This is a genomic window from Pseudonocardia sp. ZF1, assembly GCF_056835605.1.
In genome coordinates this window covers 2,562,342-2,588,801 of the sequence record NZ_JAJNBY010000001.1, presented here as the reverse complement: position 1 = coordinate 2,588,801, position 26,460 = coordinate 2,562,342, and the positions used below count along the sequence as shown (strand labels likewise).

Sequence of the window (26,460 nt, the reverse complement as noted above, 5' to 3'; positions counted from 1 at the left end):
TGCCTAGCTTTCCAGGTCGTCGATCGCGTCGATGTCGGGCAGCAGCGGTGCCAGCGGGGGCAGCTCGGCCACGGAGGAGATCCCGAGCCGTTCGAGGAACAGCTCGGTCGTCCTGAACAGTGTCGCCCCTGTGTGTTCCTCGGTGCCGGCCTCCTCCACCAGTCCACGGGTGAGCAGGGTGCGGAGCACGCCGTCGCAGTTGACGCCGCGGACCGCGGAGACCCGTGCACGGGTGACCGGCTGCCGGTAGGCGACGACGGCGAGGGTCTCCAGCGCGGCCCGGGTCAGACGGGCGCGCTGGCCGTCCATCAGCATCTTCTCGACGTAGGGGGCGTAGCGGTCGCGGGTGTAGAACCGCCAGCCCTCCCCCGCGCGGCGCAGGTCGATGCCGCGCCGGTCGGCGGTGTAGGCCAGCGACATCCGGTGCAGCGTCTGCCGGATCCGCGACGGCGTCTGGTGCAGCGCCGTGGCCAGGGACGGCTCGTCGACGGGGGCGTCGACGACGAGGAGCAGCGCCTCCAGGGCGTGCTCGAGCTCGGTGTCGTCGGCGAGCTCGTGGAACTCGGGCTCCTCGGGTTCCGGCTCGTCCCGGGTTCCGGGTTCCTCGGTTCCGGGTTCCTCGGTTCCTGGGTCCGCTGTTCGCGGGCCCTCGGCTCCGTGGGCTGTGTTCTCCGGCCCGGCCGCGTTGGCCGGCCCGGCTGCGTTGGCCGGCCCGGCTGCGTTGGCCGGCCCGGCCGCGGCGCCGGTCGCGGTCCCGGCTGCCGGGACAACCGTTGTGTCACCGGGCCCCGCCGCGGGGTGCTCGGTCGCCGGGGCGACGTGGCCGGACTCGCGCCCGCCGGGGCGCCCGGACCAGTCGCCGTCGGCGTCGGCGTCGAGCGTTGCGAATGCGTCGTCGCGAGCACCGTTTCGCAGCGCTCGATGGTCCGCCGACGTGTCGGAGGCGGTGGCATCGCCGACGGTGGGGTCCCCGAACCCATCGAGATGCACGTTTCCGCCCTCGGCAGGGCCGGAACGTGCGTCTCGATCGCCCGGACGGGGCGTCACAGGTGTGGCGGTGGCGGGCTCGGGCTGCTCCGAGGTGTGCGCCCCGGCCGCCCCGGTGGCGGCGCCGGCATCTGTGTGATGTGCCCCGGCTCGATCAACAGCGACGCCGTCGGCAGCCGCGCGATCGGCGACGACGCCATCTGCCACGGCGCCGTCGCTGTCGGCCGACGGATCCACGTCGTCGGCGGGCTCCGCGGTGCGGGCGAGCTCGGCGTCGGCAGTGGTCGCGTCCTCGTCGGCGGCGTCGGCCGTGGCCTCCGGCTCCGGGGCGGCTCGCTCGTCCGCGCCCGGCGCGACCTGCGGCGACGCGGTGGCGTGCGGGCTGCGCGGCACCGTACGGCCGATCAGGCGCAGCAGCTCGGAGGGGTCCTCCGGGTCGTCGGAGCCCGGCCGGTCGTCCGGCTCAGTCACCGGTGGTTCCGGTCCTCTCGTCGTCGGGGTCGGGATGGAGCACGTGCAGACCGTCGAGGTCGGCGTCCGGGTCGTCCAGGTCCGTATCCGGGTCGTCCGGGTCCGCGTCCCGAGCCTCCGGGTCCGCTCCGGAATCGGAGTCGGCATCGGGATCGGAGTCGGCGACGGAGTCAGGGGCGGAGCCGGGGCCGGACGCGACCGACTCGTCGACGCGGTTCCTCTTCCGGCGGCGCCGGTTGCGCGCCCGCACCGCCTCCTCGGCGGCCGCGGCCTCGTCCTCCAGCGCGGCGGCGTAGGCGACCGGGTCGTCCTCGCGGTCCGCGGTCCAGGTGACCGTCAGGTCGGCGAACGCCTCCGGCTGCTCCAGGGCGACCGAGCGCTCCCGGTACAGCTCCAGCAGCGCCATGAACCGGGCGATGACCTCCAGCGTCGCGACGCAGTCGGCGGTCAGGTCGGCGAAGGTGGCCGTCCCGGCGAGCGCGAGCCGCTCCCGCAGGATCGCCGCGTGCTCGGGCACCGACACGTGCACCGCGTGCAGGTGGTCGACGCCGACCTCGTCGGGCGGGCGGGGCCGGAACACCGCGGCGGCGAGCTCGGCGAAGGCCTGCGCGTCGACGCCGAGCAGCACCTCGGGCAGGAGCTCGGCGTAGCGGTCCTCGATCGCGACCGAGCGCGGGAAGCGGCGCATCGCGCCGTTCTCGAGCTCGACGAACAGCGCCGCGGCCTCCTTGTAGGCGCGGTACTGCAGCAGCCGGGCGAACAGCAGGTCACGGGCCTCGAGCAGGGCGAGGTCGTCCTCGTCGTCGACCTCGGCGCCGGGCACGAGCCGCGCGGCCTTCAGGTCGAGCAGGGTCGCCGCGACGACCAGGAACTCGGTGATCTCGTCGAGGTCGGCGTCGTCGCCGAGGTCGGTGAGATGGGCGATGAAGTCGTCGGTGACCTTGTGCAGGGCCATCTCGGTGAGGTCGAGCTCGTGCTTGCCGATCAGCTGCAGCAGCAGGTCGAACGGGCCCTCGAAGTTGTACAGCCGGACGGTGAAACGACGGGTCCGCGGCGCGGCGACGTCGTTGTCGTCGAGACCGTCGCCCAGACCTTCGGGAGCACCGTCGGCGAGCAGTGTCACCGGGCGATGACCTCGCGGGCGAGCATCCGGTACGCCTCCGCGGCGTACGACGTGGGCGCCCACGTCGTGATCGGCTCACCGGCGACCGTGGTCTCCGGGAACTTGATCGTCCGGTTGATGACGGCGTCGAACACCTTGTCCCCGAACGCCTCCACCACGCGGTCGTGGACCTCACGGGTGTGCAGCGTGCGGGTGTCGAACATCGTCGGCAGCACGCCGAGCAGGCGCAGGTCCGGGTTGAGCCGCTCGGTGACCTTGTCGATGGTGTCCATCAGCAGTGCCACGCCGCGCAGCGAGAAGAACTCGCACGCCAGCGGGATGAGGACCTCGTCGGCGCAGGCGAGCGCGTTGATCGTGAGCAGGCCCAGCGACGGCTGGCAGTCAACGAGGACGATGTCGTAGTCGGGCAGGAACCGCTTGAGGGCACGGCCGAGTGCCTGCTCCCGGCCGACCTCGGTGACGAGCTGGACCTCGGCCGCCGACAGGTCGATGTTCGACGGCAGCAGGTCCAGGTTCTCGACGCCGGTGTCCTGGAGCACCTCGTCGGCCTCGACGCCGCGTTCCATCAGCAGGTTGTAGACGGTGGACTCGAGCTGGTGGGGCTGCACGCCGAGGCCCACCGACAGCGCGCCCTGCGGGTCGAAGTCGACGAGCAGGACCCTGCGGCCGTACTCGGCGAGCGCGGCCCCGAGGTTGATCGTCGACGTCGTCTTCCCGACGCCGCCCTTCTGGTTCGCCACCGCGATCACGCGGGCCGGGCCGTGCACCGACAGCGGTGCGGGCTCGGGAGCGCGCGCGCTGGTGGTCTGGGTGCCTCGCCCGTGATCCGGCGTCGGCTCGTCGCTCGGGTCGTCGAGCCTGCCCTGGGCCTCCGGCCGCGTCGGGTTCATGCGGTCTCCGGTCTCGTCGCGGGTACCGTGCCGGGTCCCGGGTCCCGGTCAGGGCCTGAGACCGCACTGCAGGAGATGTCCCCACGTGCGGCGACGTCCCCGTCGGGCCACGTCGCGGTATGGATTTCCCGGTCACCCTACCTGCGGGCGGGCGCCGTCCGGCCGACGGTGCGCCCCGGCGTGTCGCGCCTCAGCGGGCGGGCAGGACCGAGACCCCGCCCGCGCTGCTCTTCGCGGTGATCCGGTGGTCGGCACCGGGCTGGTCGGGGACGCCGACCTCGGTCGATCCGGCGGAGCTCTCGGCGGTCACCTCGTAGGCCGGACCGACCGGGACCCGGATCCCGACGCCGCCGGCGCTGGACTCCGCGGTCACGTCCGCGGCCGCCGCGGCGAAGGTCAGCTCGACCGCGCCGGCGCTGGACCTCGCCCGCACGTCGCCCGGTCCGGCACCGGTGGCGCTGACCTCGCCCGCCGACGACGTCAGGTCCAGCGCCCCGGTCAGCCCCTGGACCTCGATGCCGCCCGCACGCACGTCGACCAGCGCCGACGACGCGGCGGGCACGGTCACCGCGAGACCGGCCTGGCAGCGGTCGCTGCCCTGGTCCGGGCAGCGGACGGTGACCCGCAGGACGCCGCCGTCGACCTTCTGCTCGACCTGCGGGCGGGCCTCGCCGGTCCACCGCAGGTCCTGCTCGACCGACGCCTTCTCCCCCGCGACCAGGCGCAGCGCCCCGGCGTCGGAGTCGACCTCGACCCGGGTGACCGTCCCGTCGACGGGCTCGTTCACCGCCTCCTGCCGCTCCTGCCCGGCGGCGACACCACCGCATCCGGCCAGGAGGAGTCCGGCCGCCGCCAGTGTCGTCACCCGTGTCGCCCACGCTCCGTGCCGCATGGGTCCCGGAACGTAGTGCCCGCGCCTCTCAGCCGCGGGCGCGGGGGTGCGCGGTGGCGTAGACCTCGCGCAGCGTGTCGACGGTGACGTGGGTGTAGATCTGCGTGGTCGCGACGCTTGCGTGCCCGAGCAGCTCCTGCACCACCCGCACGTCGGCGCCGCCGGAGAGCAGGTGGGTGGCGAAGCAGTGCCGCAGGGTGTGCGGGGAGACCGCGGCGACGACGTCGCCGGGCAGCCCGGACGCCTCGGCGGCGGCGCGCAGCACGTGCCAGGCGCTCTGCCGGGACAGCCGGTTGCCGCGGGCGTTGAGCAGCAGCGCCGGGCTGCCCGTGCCCCGTCCGGCGAGGTCGGGCCGGGCCCGGACCCGGTAGGCGTCGACGGCGGCCAGCGCGGGACGCCCGACGGGCACGATCCGCTGCTTGTTCCCCTTGCCGTGCAGCAGGATCGTCCGCGCGTCCGGGTCCAGGTCGTCGAGGTCGGCGCCGACGACCTCGGAGATCCGGGCGCCGGTGGAGTACAGCAGCTCCAGCAGGGCCCGGTCGCGCAGCCCGACCGGGCCGTCGGACACGCAGCCGGCGAGGAGCTGGTCGACCTGGTCGACCGACAGCGCGGACGGCAGCCGCGAGCCCAGTGCCGGCGGCGCCACTCCGGCCGCGACGTCGGTCGGGGTGAGCCCCTCGTGCAGCGCGAACCGGTGCAGCCCGCGCACCGCGGCCAGCGCCCGCGCCGCCGAGGACGCGGCCAGCGGGCGCTCCCCCGTGCGCAGCGCCGTGACGAACGCGGCGACGTCGGCCTCGGCCACCTGGGTCAGCTCCGCGCGTCCCAGGTGGTCGAGGTGGTCGAGGTAGCGCCCGAGATCGAGCCGGTAGGAGCGCAGCGTGTTCTGCGCCCGCCCCCGCTCGACGGCCAGGTGGTCCAGGTAGTCCTCGGCCACCCGGCGCACGGTCGGCACCGTCAGTCCCGCAGGGCCGGGACGACCTCGCGCTCGAACAGCTCGATGCCCGACCGGTCGTAGGCGGCCTCGGGGAAGTAGAAGATGCCGTAGCCCATGCCGACGGCCTGCAGCGCGGAGAGCTTGTCCACGATCTGCTCCGGGGTCCCGACACCGGGCATCCCGCGGAACGCACCCAGCGCGCCCTGGGCCTTCTCCGCACCGACGATCGGCTCCAGCCGGGCGACGAGCCGGGCGAGCCGCTCCTCCACCTCGGCCTCGGTGTGCCCGATCGCGACGTTGTAGTTGGCCGAGCGGACGATGGCGTCGTAGTCGGTGCCGACGTCGCGGCAGTGGTCGGCGAGCAGCGCCGACTTGTGCCGGAAGCCGTCGAGGGTGCCGTCGAAATTGGTGTACTGCGCGTACTTCGCGGCGATCTTGAGGGTCACCTTCTCGCCGCCGCCGGCGATCCACAGCGGGATGCCGCCGTCCTGGAGCGGGCGGGGCGCGACGATGGCGTCGTCGACGGTGTAGTGCTTCCCGTGCAGGGTGGCCCGGCCCTCGCGCCAGGCCTGGGCGAAGATCTGCACGCCCTCGTCGAGCATGCCGAGCCGCTCGCCGGGCCGGGGGAAGCCGTAGCCGTAGGCGCGCCACTCGTGCTCGTACCAGCCGCCGCCGATGCCCATCTCGACGCGGCCCTTGGAGATGACGTCGGTGGTGGCGGCGACCTTCGCCAGGTACGCGGGGTTGCGGTAGGCCATGCAGGTGCACATCTGGCCCAGCCGCACCCGCTCGGTCGTCGCGGCGAAGGCGGCCATCAGGCTCCACGCCTCGTGGCAGGCCTCGTCGGTGGGCGCGGGGACGGTGTGGAAGTGGTCGTAGACCCAGACCGACTCCCAGACGTCGCCGCGGTCGGCGTGCTCGGCGAGGCCGCGCATCACGTCCCACTGGGCGGCGGGGTCGATGCCGACGAGGTCGAGACGCCAGCCCTGGGGCACGAAGAGTCCGAAACGCATGCGCAGAGCCTAGGACGGCCGTCGCGCGGCGGCCCGTGAGGGCAGTCTGCACAGTGGTCGGCCCCGGGACGGGCACATCGCCCCGTGACCGGGCTCTGACCTGCACCTACCGTTCTCGCAACCAGGCGGGAGTCGGCCCTGAGCCAGTTCCTGCTCGGCTCGACACCCGGTCTCGGGATGGGTTCTGGGACGCCTTCGTCGCCGTCACCCTCGGCGCGGTGATCCTGGAGCTGGTCTCGATCCGCGTCGGGGTCATCGGCTGCGAGGAGGGCCTGAACACCTCGCTGCTGGCCCGCTGGACCGGCTGCGGCCACGGCGGCGGCGCGCTGATCGGCGTCGCGATCGGGGGTGAGCCTCGTCGACTGGTTCGGCGTGCGGTCCGGGGTCTCGGCCGAGGGCCTGGTCACGCTGATCGGCGGGCTGCCGGTCCGGGCGTGGTCGCTGGTGTTCGGCCTGGTCGTCACCATGATCGTGCTGTGGGGCTTCGGCTCGACCGGGGTGGTACGGGTGCACCGCGGGGCGGGCGGGCCGGCCCGCACCCTCGGCGAGGCCGGGGACGCGGCCCGGCCCGAACGGGTACGCCACGTGCTCGGCGCCGACCTCGCCGACCCGGACGAGCGCCTCGCCCTGCATCGCGCGTGTCGCAGCGTGCTGTTCCACAGCTGATCGCGGCTACGGTCGGGGTATGAGCGCGGACCCGATCGGCTACGCCGAGCAGGAGGAGACGGTGCGGGCGCTGTCCCGCCACTACACGGGCGGGGCGCTGGACGTCGACGCGTTCGACGCGCGGGTGCGCCGGGCCCGGGCGGCGACGACGCGGTCGGAGCTGGCGGCCCTGTTCACCGACCTGCCCGAGCCGCACCCGGCGTCGCTCACCGGGGTGGCGCCGTCCCCGTCCGCGGCCGGCGACGACCCGGGCGGCGGTCCCGCCGGTGCGGGTCCCGCGACCACCGGTCCCACCGGCGCGGATCCCACCTCCGCAGATCCGGCCACCACCGGCGCGACCGCGCGCACCGGGACGTCCACCGGCAGCGGCTCCGCGGACGCCCACGACGACGGGCACGGCGGTGACGCCGAGCGCACCGCGCGCTTCGCGGTCCCCGGCCCGACCCGGGCCACCCCGTACCCGGATCCGTCGGGTCACCCCGCGGCGGGCCCCTACCCGGACCCGTCGCCGACGACCGCCGGTCCCCGCCCGCCGTGGCCGGCCCCCGGGGCGCCCGGGTACCCGGGCGCGGGGTACCCCGGCGGGACGTACCCGTCCGGGCCGTACCCGGACGGCGGCCCCGCGGGCATGTCCCCCGGCGGCGGGTTCCCCGGCGGGCCGGCGTGGGCGGCCGGTGCGCCGGGCTGGGCGTCCGGGCAGCCGCAGCACCCGGGCGCGGCCTACCCGCCGCACCCCGGGCCCCCGTCCTACGGCTCCTACGGCTACGACCCGACCGCGCCCTACGGCCGCGAGCCCTACTCGGGGCTGCCGTACTCGGACAAGCAGAAGATCGTGGCGGGGCTGCTGCAGCTGTTCCTGCCGTTCGGCATCGGCCGGTTCTACTCGGGCCACACCGGGCTGGCCGTCGCGCAGCTGCTGGTCACGTTCCTGACCTTCGGGATCGGTGCGATCTGGTCGTTCGTGGACGGGATCGTGGTGCTCGCCGGATCGCCCCGGGACCCGGCGGGTCGTCCGCTGCGGCCCTGACCACCGCCCGGCGCGGTCACCCGTGGGCGCCGCCGGGCGGACACCCGCCGGCCCGGCAGGCCGTCACCCGGAGACCCGGCGCGGTGACGCGTCGCCGCGGCCCGCGGTCACCCGTCGGCGCGGCGGAGGATCACTCGTCGGCGCGGCGGGCGAAGCGGAACGGGCGGTCGGCCCACTCGGCGTCGACCGGGCGCGGGTCGAACTCCCCGGCCAGCACCGCGCGGGCCGCGAGCAGCCCGGCGCAGGACACCGCGTTGACGATCTCGCCGGAGAACACCATCCCGACGGCCTCGGCGATCGGGATCCAGCGCAGCTCGAGGTCGGCCTCCTCGTCGTCGCCCAGGTCGGGGCGGGGCTTCTCGACGAGCTCGCGGGCGAGGAAGATGCGGACCGACTCGTCGGAGAACCCGGGTGAGGGCACGACGTCGAGCAGCACCGACCAGTCCGACGCCGACAGCCCGGCCTCCTCGGTCAGCTCCCGGTCGGCGGTGACCGCGGGGTCCTCCCCCGCCACGTCGAGCAGGCCGGCGGGGAGCTCCCACAGCCGTCGCCGGACGGCGTGGCGGTACTGGTGCAGCATCCGGACCCGCCCGGCCTCGTCCACCGCGACGACGGCGACCGCCCCCGGGTGCTCCAGGATCTCGCGGGTCGCGACCCGGCCGCCGGGCATGACGACGCGGTCCGACCGCAGCGCCATGACGCGGCCGGAGTAGATGTCGGTGGCCGAGCGGACCGGGAAGTCGTGCTCACCGGGGCGGGTCACCGGGTCACCGCCCGGCGGATGCGCAGTTCGATCACCCGTCGGACAGTAGTCGCCGGGCCCGGCCCGTGCGGGGCGCGCGGGCCGTGCGGGCCGCGTGCCGCGCCCGGCGGCAGGGCCCCGGGCCGCCGTGCCGGACCGGGCCACCGTCGGCGGCCCGGTCCGGTCGGGGTCAGCGGGCGGAGGTGCTCTCGGCCCGGGCCACGCCGTTGCCGCCCGCGCCGACGGCGACGTCGTCGCCCTCGACCGTCTCGGCGTCGGTGTTGTCCCGGCCGGGCAGGTGCACCGGCAGCCGGTCCTCGGCCCGGTAGCGCAGCGCCGCCTTCACGAACGCCGCGAACAGCGGGTGCGGCCGGGTCGGGCGGCTCTTGAGCTCGGGGTGCGCCTGGGTCCCGACGAAGAACGGGTGCTGCGACGACGTCAGCTCCACGAACTCCACGAGCGTCCCGTCCGGGGAGGTCCCGAACACCAGGCCCGCCTCGGTGAGCTGCTGCCGGTAGGCGTTGTTCACCTCGAAGCGGTGCCGGTGCCGCTCGGAGATCTCGCGCGACCCGTAGGCCTTCGCCGCGACCGAGCCGGGCTGCAGCACCGCCGGGTAGGCGCCCAGGCGCATGGTCCCGCCCATGTCCCGCTCGCCCGCGACGACGTCGCGCTGGGTCGCCATCGTCGAGATCACCGGGTGCGCGGTCTCCGGGTCGAACTCGGTCGAGCTGGCGTCCTCCAGGCCGGCGACGGTGCGCGCGGTCTCGATGACCATGCACTGCAGGCCCAGGCACAGCCCCAGGGTGGGGATGCGCCGGGTGCGGGCGTGGGTGATGGCGCCGAGCTTGCCCTCGATCCCGCGGATGCCGAAGCCGCCGGGGACGAGCACCCCGTCGACGCCGTCGAGCGCCTCGGCCGCGCCGGCCGGGGTCTCGCAGGAGTCCGACGGCACCCAGCGGATCGCCACCTTGGCGTGGTGGGCGAAGCCGCCGGCCCGCAGCGCCTCGGTGACCGAGAGGTAGGCGTCGGGCAGGTCGACGTACTTGCCGACCAGCGCGATCGTCGCGGTCTCCCGCGGGTGGTGGACGCGGTCGAGCAGGTCGCCCCACACGGTCCAGTCGACGTCGCGGAACGGCAGCCCCAGCCGGCGCACGACGTAGGCGTCGAGGCCCTCGCCGTGCAGCACCTTCGGGATGTCGTAGATCGACGGGGCGTCCGGGCACGCGGCGACGCCGTCGAGCTCGATGTCGCACATCAGGGAGATCTTGCGCTTCATGCCCTCGGGGATCTCCCGGTCGGCACGCAGGACCACCGCGTCGGGCTGGATGCCGATGTTGCGCAGCGCCGCGACGGAGTGCTGGGTCGGCTTGGTCTTCAGCTCGCCCGACGGCGCCAGGTACGGCACCAGCGACACGTGCAGGAAGAAGCAGTTGTCCCGGCCGACCTCGTGGCGGACCTGGCGGGCGGCCTCGACGAACGGAAGCGACTCGATGTCGCCGATGGTGCCGCCGACCTCGGTGATGACGACGTCGGGGGCCAGGCCCTCGGCGTCGGGCTCGGCCATCGCGAGGACGCGGTCCTTGATCTCGTTGGTGATGTGCGGGATCACCTGGACGGTGTCGCCGAGGTACTCGCCGCGACGCTCCTTGGCGATGACCTCGGAGTAGACCTGGCCGGTGGTGACGTTGGCCCGCCCGGCGAGGTCACGGTCCAGGAACCGCTCGTAGTGGCCGACGTCGAGGTCGGTCTCGGCACCGTCCTCGGTGACGAACACCTCGCCGTGCTGGAACGGGTTCATGGTCCCGGGGTCGACGTTCAAGTAGGGGTCGAGCTTCTGCATGGTGACGCGAAGCCCGCGCGCGGTGAGCAACTGACCGAGACTGGAGGCGGTCAGGCCCTTACCCAGCGAGGACGCGACCCCACCGGTGACGAAGAGATGACGGGTGGCGCGAGTCTGCACGGAGTTTCAGCCTACCGATCGGTCAAGGGGCGGCGGGAACCGGCCCCACCGTTCCGGCCCCGGAACCGTAGCGGCCGGTGCCTCCTGCCTGTCGTTCGGCGAGCGCGAGCACGGTCGCGACCCGCCCGGCCCCGGTACCGACGCCGTCGACGGTGGCGAGGCGTCCCACCGGACCGGCCCCGGACGAGCGGGCGGCGGCGACGGCCGAACCGTCCGCGGCGTCCCGCCCGGCCAGCACGGCTCCCGCCCCACGACGGTCGAGCTCCGCGGCCAGTGCCGCCGCGGTGGACGCCGAGGCGCCGGCGTCCACGCCGGAGTACGCGGCACCGGTGACGACGACGGCCACCCGCCCGGCCGCGGGACTGCCCTGCGGTGCCTCGGCGAAGCCGCCGCCGGCGAGCCCGGCGAGCACCGCGCCGGCCCCGTCCGGGGCGGGTGCGGGGCCGTCGGGCGGGGCCAGCAGCGCGGAGCCGAGCAGGCCCCCGGCGAGCGCACCGGCGTCGGTGGCGGTGGGGAGCTGGGCCCCCGACGGCAGCAGCCGTGCGGACAGGTCGCGCAGCTGGTCGGCGCGGGCCGGGTCGGTGACGGCCGGGGTGAGCACGACCTCCCCCGCGACGCTGCCCCCCGCGGCGACGACGAGCTCCGCGACCGCGCGCGTGTCGGCCGGGTCGGCACCGAGCGCCACGACGGTCACGGGCACCCCGGTGAGCTTCCCGCGCACCAGATCGGGTCCGACGCGGCCGGCGAACTCGTCACTGGCGTGCAGCTGCGCGGCCAGGGTGTCGCGTTCGACGCTCAGCCGGGCGGTCTCGCCCGTGTCCGTCCCCGAGGCCGCGACGTCGGCGATGCGCTGCGGCAGCCCGACGACGGCGAGGACGAACCCGGCCGCGAGGGCCAGCACGAACACCGCGACCAGGGCGATGCGGTGGTGGCGCCGCGAGATCACGCCGGGAACCATCCGGCGACCAGGGCCCGCAGGCTCTCCAGCACGCCACGCAGCCACTCCAGCACCGCGGGGCCGCCGCCGGACACGAGCACGGCGACGACGACCGCGACCACCGCGGCCGCGACGAGCAGCAGCAGCGGGGCGAACGAGGTCCGGCTCCGGTACATCTGGGCGATCATCGCGCCGTCGACGACGCTGCCCCCCGCCTGCAGCCGGGTCAGGAACGTCGAGGCGTTGCTGCCCGACCGCCCGCGGTCGAGGAACTCCCCCATCGACGCCGACAGCCCGACCGTGACGATCATCGAGGCGCCGCGGTGGTGGGCGAGCAGCAGGGCGAGGTCCTCGGGGTTGGCCATCGACGGGAACGTCACGGCGCTGGCGCCCAGGTCCTGCACACGGTGCAGCCCCGGGGCGTGCCCGTCGGGGAATGCCGGGACGACGACGTCGGCGCCGCTGGTCAGCGCCTGGTTCGACACCTCGGACGGGTCGGCGACGATGAGGTCCGGGCGGTGGCGCGCGTTGAGCAGCGCGTCCGCGCCCGCCCCGACGCCGACGAGCACCGGCCGGTACTCCTTGATGTAGGTCTTGAGCCGCTTCAGCACGGCGAGGTGCTCGAACCCGGCGGCGACGACGAGCACCGGCCGCCCGTCGAGGGCGACATCGACCTCGGGAACGCCGTGCCCGTCGAGGAGCAGCGAGCGCTCGCGGCGCATGAACTCGATGGTGTTCGCGGCGAACGCCTCGAGCTGGTGGGTCAGGCCCTGCTTGGCCTCGTCCAGGGCGTCGGCGACGGTGTCCTCGGTCTGCTCGCGACCCTCGCACAGCGGCTGTTCGCCGGTGTAGAGCACGCCGTCGTGCAGCCGCACCCGGATGCCGTCCTTGACCGCGCGCAGGGTGTCGGGACCGCAGTCGTCGACGAGCGGGATGCCCGCCTCGACGAGCACCTGCGGGCCGAGGTTCGGGAACCGGCCGGAGATCGACGGGGCGGCGTTGACGACCGCGGCGACCCGGGCGGCGACGAGCGCGTCCGCGGTCGCCCGGTCCAGGTCGACCTGGTCGATCACGGCGATGTCGCCGGGGCGCAGGCGCCGCAGCACCGACTCGATGCGGCGGTCGGCGCGGGCCGGGCCGGTCAGGCCCGGCAGCTCCGGTCGGGAACGATGCAGCAGGCCGGACAGCTTCATGTGGCGCACTGTGACAGGTGGGGCGTCCGTGACCACGCAGGCACGCCGCGCGAGACCGCGACGTCACCGGCCCGGACGATCCCCCGTCGCCCCCCGGGTGGCGGCGCCCGGAGCACCCGCGCCGCTCACCCACAGCGACGGCAGGCCGCCCGGGCGGCCGTCGGCCGGGCCCGCTCAGCCGGCCCGGGCGACCCGGCGGCGCCGCGATGCGGCGGAGGGACGACCCGCGGCAGCGTCCGGGTCGACGCCGCGGGAGTCGGTGCCGCGGGAGTCGGTGCCGCGCGGCCCGGGGACCGCACCCTCCGCCGGCGCGGTCGCGGCGCCGGTGTCCGTGTCCTGCACGGTCCGGCCGCGCCGGGACTGCGCGCGACGCGACCGGGCCTCGGCGAGGTCCGCGGGCCGTGCCGCCGCGCGGTCGGCCTCCCGGTGCGCGGTCGCGGCGCTGAGCAGCTCCTCCGCGTGCGCGCGGCCGGTGTCGGTGTCGTCCATCCCGGCCAGCATCCGTGCCAGCTCCCCGGTGCGCTCCTCCTCGGTGAGCCGCCGCACGCTGGAGCGGGTGACCCCCGCCCCGGACGCCTTCTGCACCACGAGGTGCCGGTCGGCGTACGCAGCGACCTGCGGCAGGTGGGTGACGACGATGACCTGGTGGCGGGCCGCGAGCTGCGCGAGCCGGCGGCCGATCTCCACCGCGGCCCGGCCGCCGACGCCGGCGTCGACCTCGTCGAACACCATGGTCGGCACCGGGTCGGCCCCGGCGAGCGCGACCTCCAGGGCCAGCATGACCCGGGACAGCTCACCGCCGGAGGCGCCCTTGTGCAGCGGCTGGGCCACCGCCCCGGCGTGCGGGACGAGCCGGATCTCGACCTCGTCGACGCCGCTGGACCCGGCCTGGCAGCGCCGCCCGCCGACCTCGAGCACCGGCCCGGTGTCGGCGGCGGGCCGCGGCTGCACGCCGACCTGCAGCGTCGCGTCCTTCATGGCGAGCCCGGCGAGTTCCGCCGTGGTCGCCTCGGCCAGCCGGGACGCGGCGGCGGTGCGCGCCGCGGTGACCGCGGCGGCGTGACCGGCCAGCTCACCGGCGAGCGCGTCACGGCGGGCCGACAGCTCGGCGAGCGCCTCGTCGGAGGTGTCGAGCCCGGACAGCCGCTCGCGGGCGGTGTCCGCCCAGGCCAGCACGCCGTCGGTGTCCGCCGCGTACTTGCGGGTGAGTGCCTTGAGCTCGGCCTGGCGGGTCAGGACGCGGGACAGCAGCTCGGGGTCGGCGTCGAGCCGGTCGAGGTAGCCGCTCAGCTCGGCCGCGGCGTCGGCGAGCACCGCGATGGCCTCGGTGAGGCGCGGGCCGAGCTCCTCCAGCGCGGGGTCGCCGCTGCCCTCGGCGAGCCCCTTGGCCTGCCCGGCGAGCCCGACCGCGCCGGGGGCCTCGCCGTCGTCCGAGCCGGACAGCGCGAGGTGTGCGCTCTCGGCGGCGGCTCGCAGGTCGTCGGCCTCGGCCATCCGGCGGGCCTGTTCGACGAGCTCGCGGTCCTCACCGGGCTGCGGGTCGGCGGCCTCGATCTCGGCGAGACCGTGGCGCAGCAGGTCCGCCTCCTGGGCGAGCCGGCGGGCGTTGTCCCGCCGCTCGGCGAGCTCGGTGACCACCTGCAGCCACTCGGTGCGCACCGTCCGGTAGGCGGCCAGCGGGACCGCGACGGGGTCCCCGGCGAAGCGGTCGAGCAGGGCCCGCTGGTCGGAGCCGCGCAGCAGCCGCAGCTGGTCGTTCTGCCCGTGCACGGCGAGCTGGGTCTCGGCGAGCCTGCCCAGCACCCCGTTGGGCACCGACCGGCCGCCCAGGTGGGCCCGGGAGCGCCCGTCGGCCGACACGGTGCGGGCCGCGATCAGCGACCCGTCGTCGTCGGCCTCGGCGCCCACCTCCTCGGCCAGTTCCAGCGCCCCCGGCGAGGCCGCGAACCGGCCCTCGACGACGGCGCGGCGCGCCCCGGCCGACACCCGCGAGGACTCCGCGCGGCCACCGCCGAGGAGGTTCAGCCCGGTCACGACCATGGTCTTCCCGGCGCCGGTCTCACCGGTGAGCACGGTCAGGCCCGGGTCGAGTTCCAGGGTCGCGTCGTCGATCACGCCGAGGCCCTGGATCCGCATCTCGGACAACATGCGTGGGACCATACGTTCGAACACCGACAGCGTTCGAGCCCCGACACGCGAACGGCACCGAACGGATGTTCCCGTGCGCCGAACGGTCGATCAGGTGTTCGAACCCGGTGGCTGGGTCCGGGCCCCGCGCCAGCCCCGGACGGGCAGGTCGAACTTGCGGACGAGCCGGTCGGCGAAGGGCTGCGCGGCCAGGCGCACCATCCGCACGGGCTCCGACGCGCGGCGCAGCTCCACCCGGGCCCCGGGCGGCACCGCGACGGTGCGACGGCCGTCGCAGTCCAGCACGGCGGACGGGCCGTCGGCGGACACCTCGATCGCGACGGTGCTCTCCGGCGCGATCACCATCGGCCGGGCGAACAGGGCGTGTGCGTTGCTGGGGACCACCAGCAGTGCCTGCACCTGCGGCCAGATCAGCGGCCCGCCCGCGGAGAAGGCGTAGGCGGTCGAGCCGGTCGGGGTGGAGCAGAGCACCCCGTCGCAGCCGAAGGAGGACACCGGGCGACCGTCGACCTCGAGGACGACCTCGAGGATGCGGCCGCGGGTGGTCTTCTCGACGACGGCCTCGTTCAGCGCCCACGCCCGGCCGAGCACCTGCCCGGCGGCGGTGACGACGGCCTCGAGGGTGGTCCGTTCCTCGACCTCGTAGTCGCCGTCGGCGAGCTTCTGCAGCGCCTCGGGCAGCGTGTCCTCCTCGGCCTCGGCGAGGAAACCGACGTGGCCGAGGTTGACGCCCAGCAGGGGCACGCCGGCGTGGCGGGCGAGGTCGGCGGCGCGCAGCAGGGTGCCGTCACCGCCGAGCACCAGGACCGCCTCGGCGCCGCGGGCGCACTCGGGGCTCCCGGGGACCGGGACCGGCTCGTAGCCCGCCGGGACGTCGGGGTCCGCGGCGAGCTCGGCCCACTCGTCGGCGAGCACCCGGGTGCGCAGGCCGAGCCGCCCGAGCTCGCCCATCACGTGCAGCGCGGTCTTGCGGTTGGTGGGCCGCCCGGTGTGCAGGACCAGCAGGACCTCCCTCATGCGGGGCCGTCCGCGACCGCGGCGGCCAGCATCGGCGCGAGCTCGGGCTGCTCGGGGGCGCCGCCGGCCGGGCCGGCGGCGGGCCGGCGCAGGTGCAGGAAGTATTCCACGTTGCCCGACGGGCCGGGCAGCGGACTCGCGGTCGCGCCGAGGACGTGCAGCCCGGCTGCGGCGGCGGCGGTCGCGACCCCGTGCAGCGCCTCGGTGCGCAGGCCCGGGTCCCGTACGACCCCGCCGGAGCCGAGTCGGTCCTTCCCGACCTCGAACTGTGGTTTCACCATGGGCAGCAGGTCGCCTCCGGGCGCGGTGCAGGCGGCGAGGGCCGGCAGCACGGTGCGCAGCGAGATGAACGACAGGTCGGCGACGGTCAGGTCGACCGTCCCGCCGATCTGCTCCGGTTCGAGGGCCCGGACGTTGGTGCGGTCGTGCACGTGGACGCGCTCGTCGGACTGCAGCCGCCACACCAGCTGGCCGTACCCGACGTCGACGGCGACGACCTCGGCCGCCCCGCGGGTGAGCAGCACGTCGGTGAAGCCGCCGGTGGAGGCGCCGGCGTCGAGGCAGCGCCGCCCGGCGGGGTCGACGTCGGTGAACGCGTCGAGGGCGCCGAGCAGCTTCTTGGCACCGCGGGAGGCCCAGTCGGGTTCGCCGTCGTCGTCCGGGCGGACGAGGACGGGTGCGTCCCGGTCCACCACGGTGGCGGGCTTCGCCGCCGGCATGCCGTTGACGACGACCCGGCCTGCGGCGATCAGCTCGGCGGCCTGGCCGCGGGAGCGGGCGAGCTTGCGGCGGACGAGCTCGGCGTCCAGCCGGGCGCGGGTGGGGCCCATCGTCACTCCCGTTCCGAGCCGGCGCTCAGCGCGCGGCCGAGCGCGGCGTGCACCCGCTCGAACGCGGCCGGGTGCTCGGAGACCGGACGGTCGTCCAGCGCGTCGAGCGCCGCGACGGCCGCGTCGACCTCGGCACGCAGGGCCGCGACGGGGCGGTCCTGCTCGGGCCGCGGGTCGCCCGGACGGGGTCCGGGTGCGGGAACGCTCATGGATGATCTCCGGGGACGGGGTTCTGACGCCACGGTAGCCGACGGTCCCCACCGCGGCCGCGACGCGGCGTCACCGCCCTGGCCGCTCCGCCAGGCCGAGGTCCGCCAGTGCCGCGGCGGCGGCCGCACCGTCGGGGCGGACGTCGTGGACGCCCTGCTCCCAGGCCACCGCGCACAGGGCACGCAGCGCGTCCACCATGGGTTCGGGCCCGTCCCCGTCGCCGGACAGCACGAGCGTGCCGCCGTCGGCGCGGACGTCCCAGCCGGGCCGCGGCCCGGGGGCCAGCTCGTCCGGTGGGCGGGTGAGCGCGGCGAGGTCGGCGCCGATGTGGGTGGGCCGCAGCTCCGGGGCGGCGGCGAGCAGCTCCGCGGCGCCGCTGACCCCGGTCAGGACCATCAGCGACGGGGCGCCCATGGCGTTGGCACCCTCGATGTCGGTGTCGAGGCGGTCCCCGATGACGAGCGGGGCCCGCGCGTCGCCGCACCCCTCGCGGAGCAGCCGGGCGGCGGGCTTGCCCGCCACCTGCGGCCGCGCCCCGGTCGCCGTCCGCACGACCTGGACCATCGAGCCGTTGCCGGGCAGCGCCCCGCGCTCGGTGGGCAGGGTGGGATCGACGTTGGAGGCGACCCACAGTGCTCCGGCCCGGACGGCGACGACCGCCTCGGCCAGGATCCGCCACCCGGTGTCGGGCGAGTGCCCCTGGACGACGGCGTCCGCGCCCTCGGCGTCACCGACGACGGCGAGCCCGCGGGCCCGGACCTCGTCGGCCAGCGCCGACGTGCCGACGACCAGCACCCGCGCGCCCGGCGGGAGCTGCTCGGCCAGCATCGCGGCCGCGGCCTGTGAACTGGTGCGGACGTCCTCGACGCGCGCCGGGAAGCCGAGCTCGGCGAGGTGCGCCGCGACGTCGGCGGGGCTGCGCGAGGCGTTGTTGGTGACGTATACCGTGGGCACGCCGCGGTCCGCCGCCCCGCGCACCGCCTCGACGGCCCCCGGGACGACCTCGGGGCCCCGGTAGAGGGTGCCGTCGAGGTCGGCCAGGAGGACGTCGTGGCGGGACAGGAGGTCGTCGGTCACCGGTCGCCGGCCCCGGTGTCCCGGTCCTGCTGGTGGTCCGTGGCGGGAGCCGCCCCGGAGGCGTCCTGCTCCTCGGCCACGGCGCCTCCGTCGGTCGCGTCGGTGTCGCCGCGGACCTCGTCGGTCCCGTCGGTGTCGGTCCCGTCGGCGCTCGGGGCGTCGGCCCCGGACGCGTCGTCGGCGCCGGGATCGCCGACCGCGCCGGCGTGGTCGTCGGCGTCGATCCGGCCGGACGGCGCCGGGGCGTCGGTGTGCGGCGCCTCGGCGTGGTCGTCGGCGGCCGGGGGCACGTCCTCCCAGCCGACGGAGAGCTCGTCGTCGGCGCCCTCGAGCTCGTCACCGGTCAGCTCGGCGATTCGCGCGGCGGCGTCGGTCTCCCGGTGCTGGTCGGCGTCGTGGGCGTGGACGAACCACTGCACGGCCTCCGACTCCCGGCCCGCGGCGAGCAGGTTGTCGGCGTAGGCGTAGAACAGCCGGGCGCTCCACGGATCGCGGCGGACCGGGTCGAGCTCGGGGACCTGGAGCCCGACGACGGCGGCGTCGGCCTCGCCCAGGTCGCGCCGGGCTCCCGCGGCGACGATGAGCAGCTCGATCCGCTCCTCGTGGCCGAGGTCGCGGGCCTCCGGGCTGCGGGCCAGGTCGAGAGCACGCTCGGGACGGCCGAGGGCGCGCTCGATGTCGGCCATGACGTGCACGTGCCCCGGTCCGCCGCCCATCCGGCGGGCGGCGCGGAACTCGCCGAGAGCCTCGTTCCACTCCCCCGCGTGGTAGGCGACGATGCCGGCGGCCTCCCGGACGACGGCGATCCGCGACGCCCGGCGCCGCGCGTAGCGCACGTGTTCGAGCGCCTGCACGGCGTCCTCGTCGACGAGCAGCCCCGCGGCGACGAGGTGCCGCGCCACGACCTCGGCGGCCTCCTTCTGGAGGCCGCGCAGGTCCCGGCGCACGCTCGGGTCGAGCTCGGCGGCCGTCACCGAGTCCGGCAGGTCCGGCTCGGCGACGAAGGTCCGCTCGGCCGACTCCGGGATCGCCCGTCGCGGACGGGCGTCGCGGTCACGGCGGTCGTCGCGGCCACGGTCGTTCCGGCCACGGTCGTCGCGCCTGCGGTCGTCACGGTCGTCGCGCCTGCGGTCGTCACGGCCGGAGCGCGGGCCCCGGTCGTCCCGGCCGCCACGCGGGCCACGGTCGTCACGCTCCCGGCGCGGGCCACGGTCGTCACGGTCACGGAGCGGGCCACGGTCGTCACGGTCACGGAGCGGGCGACGCTCGTCGCGCCCGACGGGACGCTCGGCACGGTCGGTGCGCGGACCGTCGACGGTGTCGCCGCCCGATCCGGTCGTGCCCGGGGCGGTCCCGGCGCGGTCGACGGCGTCGGCCCCGGTACCGGCCCCGCGGGCGTCGGTCACGGGGGTGTCGGTCCGGTCCCCGCTGCCGGACCGGGGGTCGTCGGGCGCGGTGCTGCCCGTGCCGACCGCGTCGTCGGTGGGCTCGTCGCGGGTGACCGGCGCGTCGGCCGCCTCCGCGGGCGGGGTCTCGGGAACCCGGGCAGCGGTGTCGGAGGCGGTTGCGCCGGTCGACGTGGCCGCCTCCCGTGTGTCGGTCATCGACGGCGTCACGGCAGGCGCGTCACCGGCCGGCTCGGCCTGCACCGCGGCCGGCTGCGCGACGTCCCGGGGCTCGACGGCCGCAGACCGCTCGGCCGGGCGGTCGTGCGACGGGCGCTCCTCGCGGGCGCGGTACGGGCGGTCGTCCCGGTCCCGGGACGAGCTGCGCCGGTCGTCGCGATCGCGGGGCGCGCGGTCGTCACGGTTCCGGTGGGGACGGGCGCCACGGTCGTCGTCGCGCTGCGGACGGGGGCCACGGTCGTCACGACCACCGAAGGAACGGCCGCCACGGTCGTCACGGTCCCGGGACGGCCGACCGGCCCGGTCGTCGCGGTCACGGAACGAACGGCCACCGCGGTCGTCGTCGCGCTGCGGACGGGCGCCACGGTCGTCACGGCCACCGAAGGAACGGGCACCGCGGTCGCCGGACGGACGTCCCCCGCGGTCGTCACGGTCGCGGAACGAACGGCCACCGCGGTCGTCGTCGCGCTGCGGACGGGCGCCACGGTCGTCACGGCCACCGAAGGAACGGCCGGCGCGGTCGTCACGGTCGCGGAAGGAGCGGGCACCACGGTCGTCACGGTCCCCGGAGGGCCGACCGCCACGGTCGTCACCGCCACGGAACGGACGGCTGCCCCGGTCGTCACTGCCCCGGGCGGGACGGCGGTCGTCTCGGCCGCCGAAGGAGCGACCGTCACGGCCCCCGGACGGACGCTCCCCGCGGTCGTCGCGACCGGGGAAGGAACGCCCGCCACGGTCCTCGCGACCGGAGAACGAGCGGCCACCACGGTCGTCACGGCCGGAGGAGGGACGACCGGCGCGGTCGTCGCGGTCCCGGTACGAGCGCCCGCCGCGGTCGTCGTCGCGCTGCGGACGGGGGCCACGGTCGTCACGGTCACGGTAGGGACGGCGGTCGTCACGGCCCCCGGAGGGCCGGCCACCGCGGTCGTCGCGGCCACCCCGGAACGAGTCACGCCGGCCGGTGCCGCCGGAACGGCGGTCGTCGTCGCGGGCGGGACGACGGTCGTCGTCACGACGCGGCCCGCGGTCGGAGCGGTCGTCGCCGCGGAAGCCGCTGTCGCGCCGGCCGGTGTCGCGTCCACCCCGGTCGGACCAGGAGCGGCCCTCGGTGCGGCGCTCGCCCGGACGTCCCCGGTCGTCGCGCGCACGGTCGCCGCCGCCACGGGTGCCCCGGTCGTCGCGACGCGTGCGGTCGTCGCCGTCGCGGCGCCGTCCCCGCTGGTCGTCACCACGCGACCATCCCGACCCGCTGCGCGAACCGCGCTCCTCGCCTGCCCGGCCGTTGCCGGGACGTTCCCCGTCCGTCACGTGGTCAGGGTACAAACCAACACCGTCACTTCCGCGGTCGGCGACCGCACTGGGCGAACCGGTCCGCGCAGAGAGGCGGACACGGCTGCAGACATACGAAAAAAGGGGAGTCCACAGCGGCTTCTACACCGTTGCGGACTCCCCTTTCAGAGGTTGAATGTCGGCGGCGACCTACTCTCCCACACCCTGGCGAGTGCAGTACCATCGGCGCTGGAAGGCTTAGCTACCGGGTTCGGAATGGGACCGGGCGTTTCCCTACCGCAATGACCACCGACAACACTATCCAACTATCACCCCACCCCGAACCCGGGGACAGGGGGTCGAGCACACACACCGACTCCACACCGGCCCGGGCATACCCGGGGGGAAGGTGTGGATGGTTGTGGACTCAGGGTCACACAGTGGATGCGAACAACTCGTTGTGGCAAGCCCTCGGCCTATTAGTACCGGTCAACTCCACCCCTCACAGGGCTTCCATCTCCGGCCTATCAACCCAGTCATCTACTGGGAGCCTTACCCACTCGAAGGTGGTGGGAGACCTCATCTTGGAACAGGCTTCCCGCTTAGATGCCTTCAGCGGTTATCCCTCCCGAACATAGCCAACCAGCCGTGCCCCTGGCGGGACAACTGGCACACCAGAGGTTCGTCCGTCCCGGTCCTCTCGTACTAGGGACAGCCTTCCTCAAGTCTCCAACGCGCGCGGCGGATAGGGACCGAACTGTCTCACGACGTTCTAAACCCAGCTCGCGTACCGCTTTAATGGGCGAACAGCCCAACCCTTGGGACCTACTCCAGCCCCAGGATGCGACGAGCCGACATCGAGGTGCCAAACCATGCCGTCGATATGGACTCTTGGGCAAGATCAGCCTGTTATCCCCGGGGTACCTTTTATCCGTTGAGCGACACCCCTTCCACAAGGTGGTGCCGGATCACTAGTCCCGACTTTCGTCCCTGCTCGACCCGTCAGTCTCACAGTCAAGCTCCCTTGTGCACTTACACTCAACACCTGATTGCCAACCAGGCTGAGGGAACCTTTGGGCGCCTCCGTTACTCTTTGGGAGGCAACCGCCCCAGTTAAACTACCCACCAGGCACTGTCCCTGAACCAGATCATGGCCCGAGGTTAAGACACCCAATTCGACCAGAGTGGTATTTCAACAACGACTCCACCACCACTGGCGTGATAGCTTCACAGTCTCCCACCTATCCTACACAAGCCGAACCGAGCACCAATACCAAGCTATAGTAAAGGTCCCGGGGTCTTTCCGTCCTGCCGCGCGTAACGAGCATCTTTACTCGTAGTGCAATTTCGCCGAGTCTGTGGTCGAGACAGCGCCCAAGTCGTTACGCCATTCGTGCAGGTCGGAACTTACCCGACAAGGAATTTCGCTACCTTAGGATGGTTATAGTTACCACCGCCGTTTACTGGCGCTTAAATTCTCCGCTTCGCCCCGAAGAGCTAACAGGTCCTCTTAACGTTCCAGCACCGGGCAGGCGTCAGTCCGTATACATCGTCTTGCGACTTCGCACGGACCTGTGTTTTTAGTAAACAGTCGCTTGGGCCTGGTCTCTGCGACCGGCCGTCCCTAGCCCGCAAGGAGCCTCAAGACAACCGGCCCTCCTTCTCCCGAAGTTACGGAGGTATTTTGCCGAATTCCTTAACCACAGTTCGCTCGATCGCCTCGGTATTCTCTACCTGACCACCTGTGTCGGTTTGGGGTACGGGCCGCAACAGCACTCGCTAGAGGCTTTTCTCGACAGCATGGGATCACCCTCTTCGCCTCAATCGGCTACGCATCACCTCTCACCCTTTGATGAGCCCCGGATTTACCTAGGACTCGGGCTACAGGCTTACACCACGACAACCACCGCGTGGCGGAGCTACCCTCCTGCGTCACCCCATCACTTGCCTACTACCAGATCGGATCCCACGCTCCCCCACAAACAACACTCCCGAAGGAACGAAGGTGGGTTCGGATGGTTAGCATCACCAGCCTCGGCATGGACGCACTATCACGAGCACGGGAATATCAACCCGTTGTCCATCGACTACGCCTGACGGCCTCGCCTTAGGTCCCGGCTCACCCTGGGCGGAACAACCTGGCCCAGGAACCCTTGGTCATCCGGCGGCAGAGATTCTCACTCTGCATTCGCTACTCATGCCTGCATTCTCACTCCCACACCCTCCACCCGTAAATCACTCCCGGGCTTCACCAGATGCAGGACGCTCCCCTACCCAACAACACCTAAGTGTCATTGCCACGGCTTCGGCGGTGCGCTTGAGCCCCGCTACATTGTCGGCGCAGGACCACTTGACCAGTGAGCTATTACGCACTCTTTCAAGGGTGGCTGCTTCTAAGCCAACCTCCTGGTTGTCCGGGCGATCCCACATCCTTTCCCACTTAGCGCACGCTTAGGGGCCTTAGCCGGTGATCTGGGCTGTTTCCCTCTCGACCACGAAGCTTATCCCCCGCAGTCTCACTGCCGCGCTCTCACTCACCGGCATTCGGAGTTTGGCTGACTTCGGTAAGCTTGTCGGCCCCCTAGGCCATCCAGTGCTCTACCTCCGGTGAGAAACACACGACGCTGCACCTAAATGCATTTCGGGGAGAACCAGCTATCACGAAGTTTGATTGGCCTTTCACCCCTACCCACAGCTCATCCCCCAGGTTTTCAACCCTGGTGGGTTCGGGCCTCCACGACGTCTTACCGACGCTTCACCCTGGCCATGGGTAGATCACTCCGCTTCGGGTCTACACCCCGCGACTCAGACGCCCTATTCGGACTCGCTTTCGCTACGGCTACCCCACACAGGTTAACCTCGCCACGAAGCATAACTCGCAGGCTCATTCTTCAAAAGGCACGCCATCACCCCGAAAGGCTCTGACGGCTTGTAAGCACACGGTTTCAGGTACTATTTCACTCCCCTCCCGGGGTACTTTTCACCTTTCCCTCACGGTACTTGTCCGCTATCGGTCATCAGGTAGTATTTAGGCTTGACGGGTGGTCCCGCCAGATTCACAGCGAATTTCACGGGCTCGCTGCTACTCGAGAACACGCCCACAACAGAACCCAGTGTTTTCGCGTACGGGGCTATCACCCACTACGGCCGACCATCCCAGAGTCGTTCCGCTAACACAGGCACTTGCTGTCCCACCCTCGGCAGAAGATGAACGACACGTCTCACAACCCCGCACCCGCAACGCCTGCCGGCTTGACACGGACACGGTTTAGCCTCTTCCGCTTTCGCTCGCCACTACTCACGGAATCACTATTGTTTTCTCTTCCTGTGGGTACTGAGATGTTTCACTTCCCCACGTTCCCTCCACGCACCCTATGAATTCAGGTACGGGTAACGCCCCATGACGGGCGCTGGGTTTCCCCATTCGGACACCCTCGGATCACAGCTCGGTTGACAGCTCCCCGAGGCCTATCGCGGCCTCCCACGTCCTTCATCGGCTCCTGATGCCCAGGCATCCACCATGTGCTCTTAACAACTTGACCACAACAAGATGCTCGCATCCACTATGCAACACTCAACCCACAACCACACCCAACCAAGAAACAACCACCACCCACACACGCAGGCGTTAGGAAGCCCTCAACCAGAGCGGCCAAAGAAAACAACCCCAGCTCCGAAGAACCACAAGATGTCCTCTCAGGACCCAACAGTGTGCCAAGCCAAACGGTCCGACGTACTGCGTTCCACCCAACGCACCCGACCCACGAACGAGGCCGCAAATGCGATTCAATGAAGGAACCACAGACTCACCATGAGCAGAACTCACAGAGCATCGTGGCGCCCCATCACATGATGGGACTCCTTAGAAAGGAGGTGATCCAGCCGCACCTTCCGGTACGGCTACCTTGTTACGACTTCGTCCCAATCGCCAGTCCCACCTTCGACAGCTCCCTCCACAAGGGTTGGGCCGCCGGCTTCGGGTGTTACCAACTTTCGTGACGTGACGGGCGGTGTGTACAAGGCCCGGGAACGTATTCACCGCAGCGTTGCTGATCTGCGATTACTAGCGACTCCAACTTCACGGGGTCGAGTTGCAGACCCCGATCCGAACTGAGACTCACTTTAAGGGATTCGCTCCACCTCACGGTCTCGCAGCCCTCTGTATGAGCCATTGTAGCATGTGTGAAGCCCTGGACATAAGGGGCATGATGACTTGACGTCATCCCCACCTTCCTCCGAGTTGACCCCGGCAGTCTCCCATGAGTCCCCACCATTACGTGCTGGCAACATGGAACAAGGGTTGCGCTCGTTGCGGGACTTAACCCAACATCTCACGACACGAGCTGACGACAGCCATGCACCACCTGCACACCAACCACAAGGGAAGCCCTATCTCTAGGGATGTCTGGTGCATGTCAAACCCAGGTAAGGTTCTTCGCGTTGCATCGAATTAATCCACATGCTCCGCCGCTTGTGCGGGCCCCCGTCAATTCCTTTGAGTTTTAGCCTTGCGGCCGTACTCCCCAGGCGGGGCGCTTAATGCGTTAGCTGCGGCACAGAAACCGTGGAATGGTCCCCACACCTAGCGCCCAACGTTTACGGCGTGGACTACCAGGGTATCTAATCCTGTTCGCTCCCCACGCTTTCGCTCCTCAGCGTCAGTATCGGCCCAGAGACCCGCCTTCGCCACCGGTGTTCCTCCTGATATCTGCGCATTTCACCGCTACACCAGGAATTCCAGTCTCCCCTGCCGAACTCAAGTGATGCCCGTATCGACCGCACGCTCAGAGTTAAGCCCCAAGTTTTCACGGCCGACGCGACACACCGCCTACGAGCTCTTTACGCCCAATAATTCCGGACAACGCTCGCACCCTACGTGTTACCGCGGCTGCTGGCACGTAGTTGGCCGGTGCTTCTTCTCCAGGTACCGTCAATCGCTCTTCGTCCCTGGCGAAAGAGGTTTACAACCCGAAGGCCGTCATCCCCCACGCGGCGTCGCTGCGTCAGGCTTCCGCCCATTGCGCAATATTCCCCACTGCTGCCTCCCGTAGGAGTCTGGGCCGTGTCTCAGTCCCAGTGTGGCCGGTCGCCCTCTCAGGCCGGCTACCCGTCACCGCCTTGGTAGGCCATCACCCCACCAACAAGCTGATAGGCCGCGGGCCCATCCCCCACCGAAAAAACTTTCCACCACCAACCATGCGATCAGTGGTCCTATCCGGTATTAGACCCAGTTTCCCGGGCTTATCCCAGAGTGGAGGGCAGGTCACCCACGTGTTACTCACCCGTTCGCCGCTCGTGTACCCCCGAAAGGGCCTTACCGCTCGACTTGCATGTGTTAAGCACGCCGCCAGCGTTCGTCCTGAGCCAGGATCAAACTCTCCAACAAAACCCTGACTTGCAACAAACAACTAGCCACAACACCCGACGGGATCGAATGCTGCAACCAAAC

17 protein-coding genes, 3 rRNA genes and 1 pseudogene are annotated in these 26,460 nt (G+C 72.4%); 2 read left to right on the top strand and 19 right to left on the bottom strand.

All coding sequences use genetic code 11. The features are described from left to right. Positions 1 to 3 precede the first annotated feature (3 nt). The 6 genes and pseudogenes from scpB to ZF1_RS12605 all read right to left on the bottom strand — a co-directional run bounded on the left by scpB (position 4) and on the right by ZF1_RS12605 (position 6,310). Positions 4 to 1,458, bottom strand: a complete 1,455-nt coding sequence (gene scpB, locus ZF1_RS12630; RefSeq protein WP_482637329.1) for an SMC-Scp complex subunit ScpB — start codon at positions 1,456 to 1,458, stop codon at positions 4 to 6. A gap of 253 nt (positions 1,459 to 1,711) precedes the next feature. Continuing rightward, positions 1,712 to 2,575, bottom strand: a pseudogene (locus ZF1_RS12625) (segregation and condensation protein A); the annotation flags it as partial. A gap of 2 nt (positions 2,576 to 2,577) precedes the next feature. After that, on the bottom strand, positions 2,578 to 3,471 hold the full coding sequence (locus ZF1_RS12620) for a ParA family protein (RefSeq protein ID WP_482637328.1): 894 nt from the start codon (positions 3,469 to 3,471) through the stop codon (positions 2,578 to 2,580). 190 nt (positions 3,472 to 3,661) lie between these two features. Beyond that, on the bottom strand, positions 3,662 to 4,336 hold the full coding sequence (locus tag ZF1_RS12615; RefSeq protein ID WP_482637327.1) for a DUF4097 family beta strand repeat-containing protein: 675 nt from the start codon (positions 4,334 to 4,336) through the stop codon (positions 3,662 to 3,664). A gap of 55 nt (positions 4,337 to 4,391) precedes the next feature. Then, complete coding sequence (locus tag ZF1_RS12610; RefSeq protein WP_178375003.1) at positions 4,392 to 5,315, bottom strand: site-specific tyrosine recombinase XerD; 924 nt, start codon at positions 5,313 to 5,315, stop codon at positions 4,392 to 4,394. 2 nt (positions 5,316 to 5,317) lie between these two features. Next, on the bottom strand, positions 5,318 to 6,310 hold the full coding sequence (locus tag ZF1_RS12605; protein WP_482637326.1) for an LLM class F420-dependent oxidoreductase: 993 nt from the start codon (positions 6,308 to 6,310) through the stop codon (positions 5,318 to 5,320). A gap of 348 nt (positions 6,311 to 6,658) precedes the next feature. Here ZF1_RS12605 and ZF1_RS12600 point away from each other — a divergent pair, with 348 nt between their 5' ends. Both ZF1_RS12600 and ZF1_RS12595 read left to right on the top strand, forming a co-directional pair. After that, complete coding sequence (locus ZF1_RS12600) at positions 6,659 to 6,976, top strand: hypothetical protein (protein ID WP_208823957.1); 318 nt, start codon at positions 6,659 to 6,661, stop codon at positions 6,974 to 6,976. 19 nt (positions 6,977 to 6,995) lie between these two features. Beyond that, positions 6,996 to 8,003 (top strand): DUF1707 domain-containing protein, encoded by a 1,008-nt coding sequence (locus ZF1_RS12595; protein ID WP_482637325.1) that lies wholly within the window; start codon positions 6,996 to 6,998, stop codon positions 8,001 to 8,003. 130 nt (positions 8,004 to 8,133) lie between these two features. On the opposite strand, the gene ZF1_RS12590 is transcribed toward ZF1_RS12595, so the two are convergent. The 13 genes from ZF1_RS12590 to ZF1_RS12530 form a co-directional block, all read right to left on the bottom strand. Next, on the bottom strand, positions 8,134 to 8,766 hold the full coding sequence (locus ZF1_RS12590) for an NUDIX domain-containing protein (protein ID WP_073575225.1): 633 nt from the start codon (positions 8,764 to 8,766) through the stop codon (positions 8,134 to 8,136). Between the two features lie 169 nt (positions 8,767 to 8,935). After that, entirely contained in the window at positions 8,936 to 10,705 is a 1,770-nt protein-coding gene (locus tag ZF1_RS12585; protein WP_405417473.1) for a CTP synthase, read from the bottom strand. 22 nt (positions 10,706 to 10,727) lie between these two features. Further along, positions 10,728 to 11,651: a copper transporter gene (locus ZF1_RS12580; protein WP_346105041.1), complete on the bottom strand. Its 924-nt coding sequence runs from the start codon at positions 11,649 to 11,651 to the stop codon at positions 10,728 to 10,730. After that, on the bottom strand, positions 11,648 to 12,835 hold the full coding sequence (gene steA / locus ZF1_RS12575; RefSeq protein ID WP_073575228.1) for a putative cytokinetic ring protein SteA: 1,188 nt from the start codon (positions 12,833 to 12,835) through the stop codon (positions 11,648 to 11,650). Before steA ends, ZF1_RS12580 begins: the two co-directional genes overlap by 4 nt. 174 nt (positions 12,836 to 13,009) lie before the next feature. Further along, entirely contained in the window at positions 13,010 to 14,983 is a 1,974-nt protein-coding gene (gene recN / locus ZF1_RS12570; protein ID WP_476654513.1) for a DNA repair protein RecN, read from the bottom strand. Between the two features lie 90 nt (positions 14,984 to 15,073). After that, positions 15,074 to 16,000: an NAD kinase gene (locus tag ZF1_RS12565; RefSeq protein WP_476654512.1), complete on the bottom strand. Its 927-nt coding sequence runs from the start codon at positions 15,998 to 16,000 to the stop codon at positions 15,074 to 15,076. Next, the gene (locus tag ZF1_RS12560; protein ID WP_251787150.1) at positions 15,997 to 16,830 is read right to left on the bottom strand and encodes a TlyA family RNA methyltransferase; all 834 of its coding nucleotides are present in this window, start codon (positions 16,828 to 16,830) and stop codon (positions 15,997 to 15,999) included. The genes ZF1_RS12565 and ZF1_RS12560 overlap by 4 nt, the downstream gene beginning before the upstream one ends. Before the next feature lie 2 nt (positions 16,831 to 16,832). After that, entirely contained in the window at positions 16,833 to 17,039 is a 207-nt protein-coding gene (locus ZF1_RS12555; protein ID WP_062402852.1) for a hypothetical protein, read from the bottom strand. Between the two features lie 70 nt (positions 17,040 to 17,109). Beyond that, entirely contained in the window at positions 17,110 to 18,117 is a 1,008-nt protein-coding gene (locus tag ZF1_RS12550) for an HAD-IIA family hydrolase (protein ID WP_482637324.1), read from the bottom strand. Then, on the bottom strand, positions 18,114 to 21,050 hold the full coding sequence (locus ZF1_RS12545; protein ID WP_482637323.1) for a tetratricopeptide repeat protein: 2,937 nt from the start codon (positions 21,048 to 21,050) through the stop codon (positions 18,114 to 18,116). The genes ZF1_RS12550 and ZF1_RS12545 overlap by 4 nt, the downstream gene beginning before the upstream one ends. A 158-nt stretch (positions 21,051 to 21,208) precedes the next feature. Beyond that, positions 21,209 to 21,325, bottom strand: a 5S ribosomal RNA gene (rrf, locus tag ZF1_RS12540). Positions 21,326 to 21,470: 145 nt separating this feature from the next. Continuing rightward, positions 21,471 to 24,553: ribosomal RNA gene (locus ZF1_RS12535) — 23S ribosomal RNA — on the bottom strand. A gap of 324 nt (positions 24,554 to 24,877) precedes the next feature. Further along, positions 24,878 to 26,397, bottom strand: a 16S ribosomal RNA gene (locus tag ZF1_RS12530). The 16S, 23S and 5S rRNA genes sit together here, the layout of an rRNA operon. Between the last annotated feature and the right edge of the window lie 63 nt (positions 26,398 to 26,460).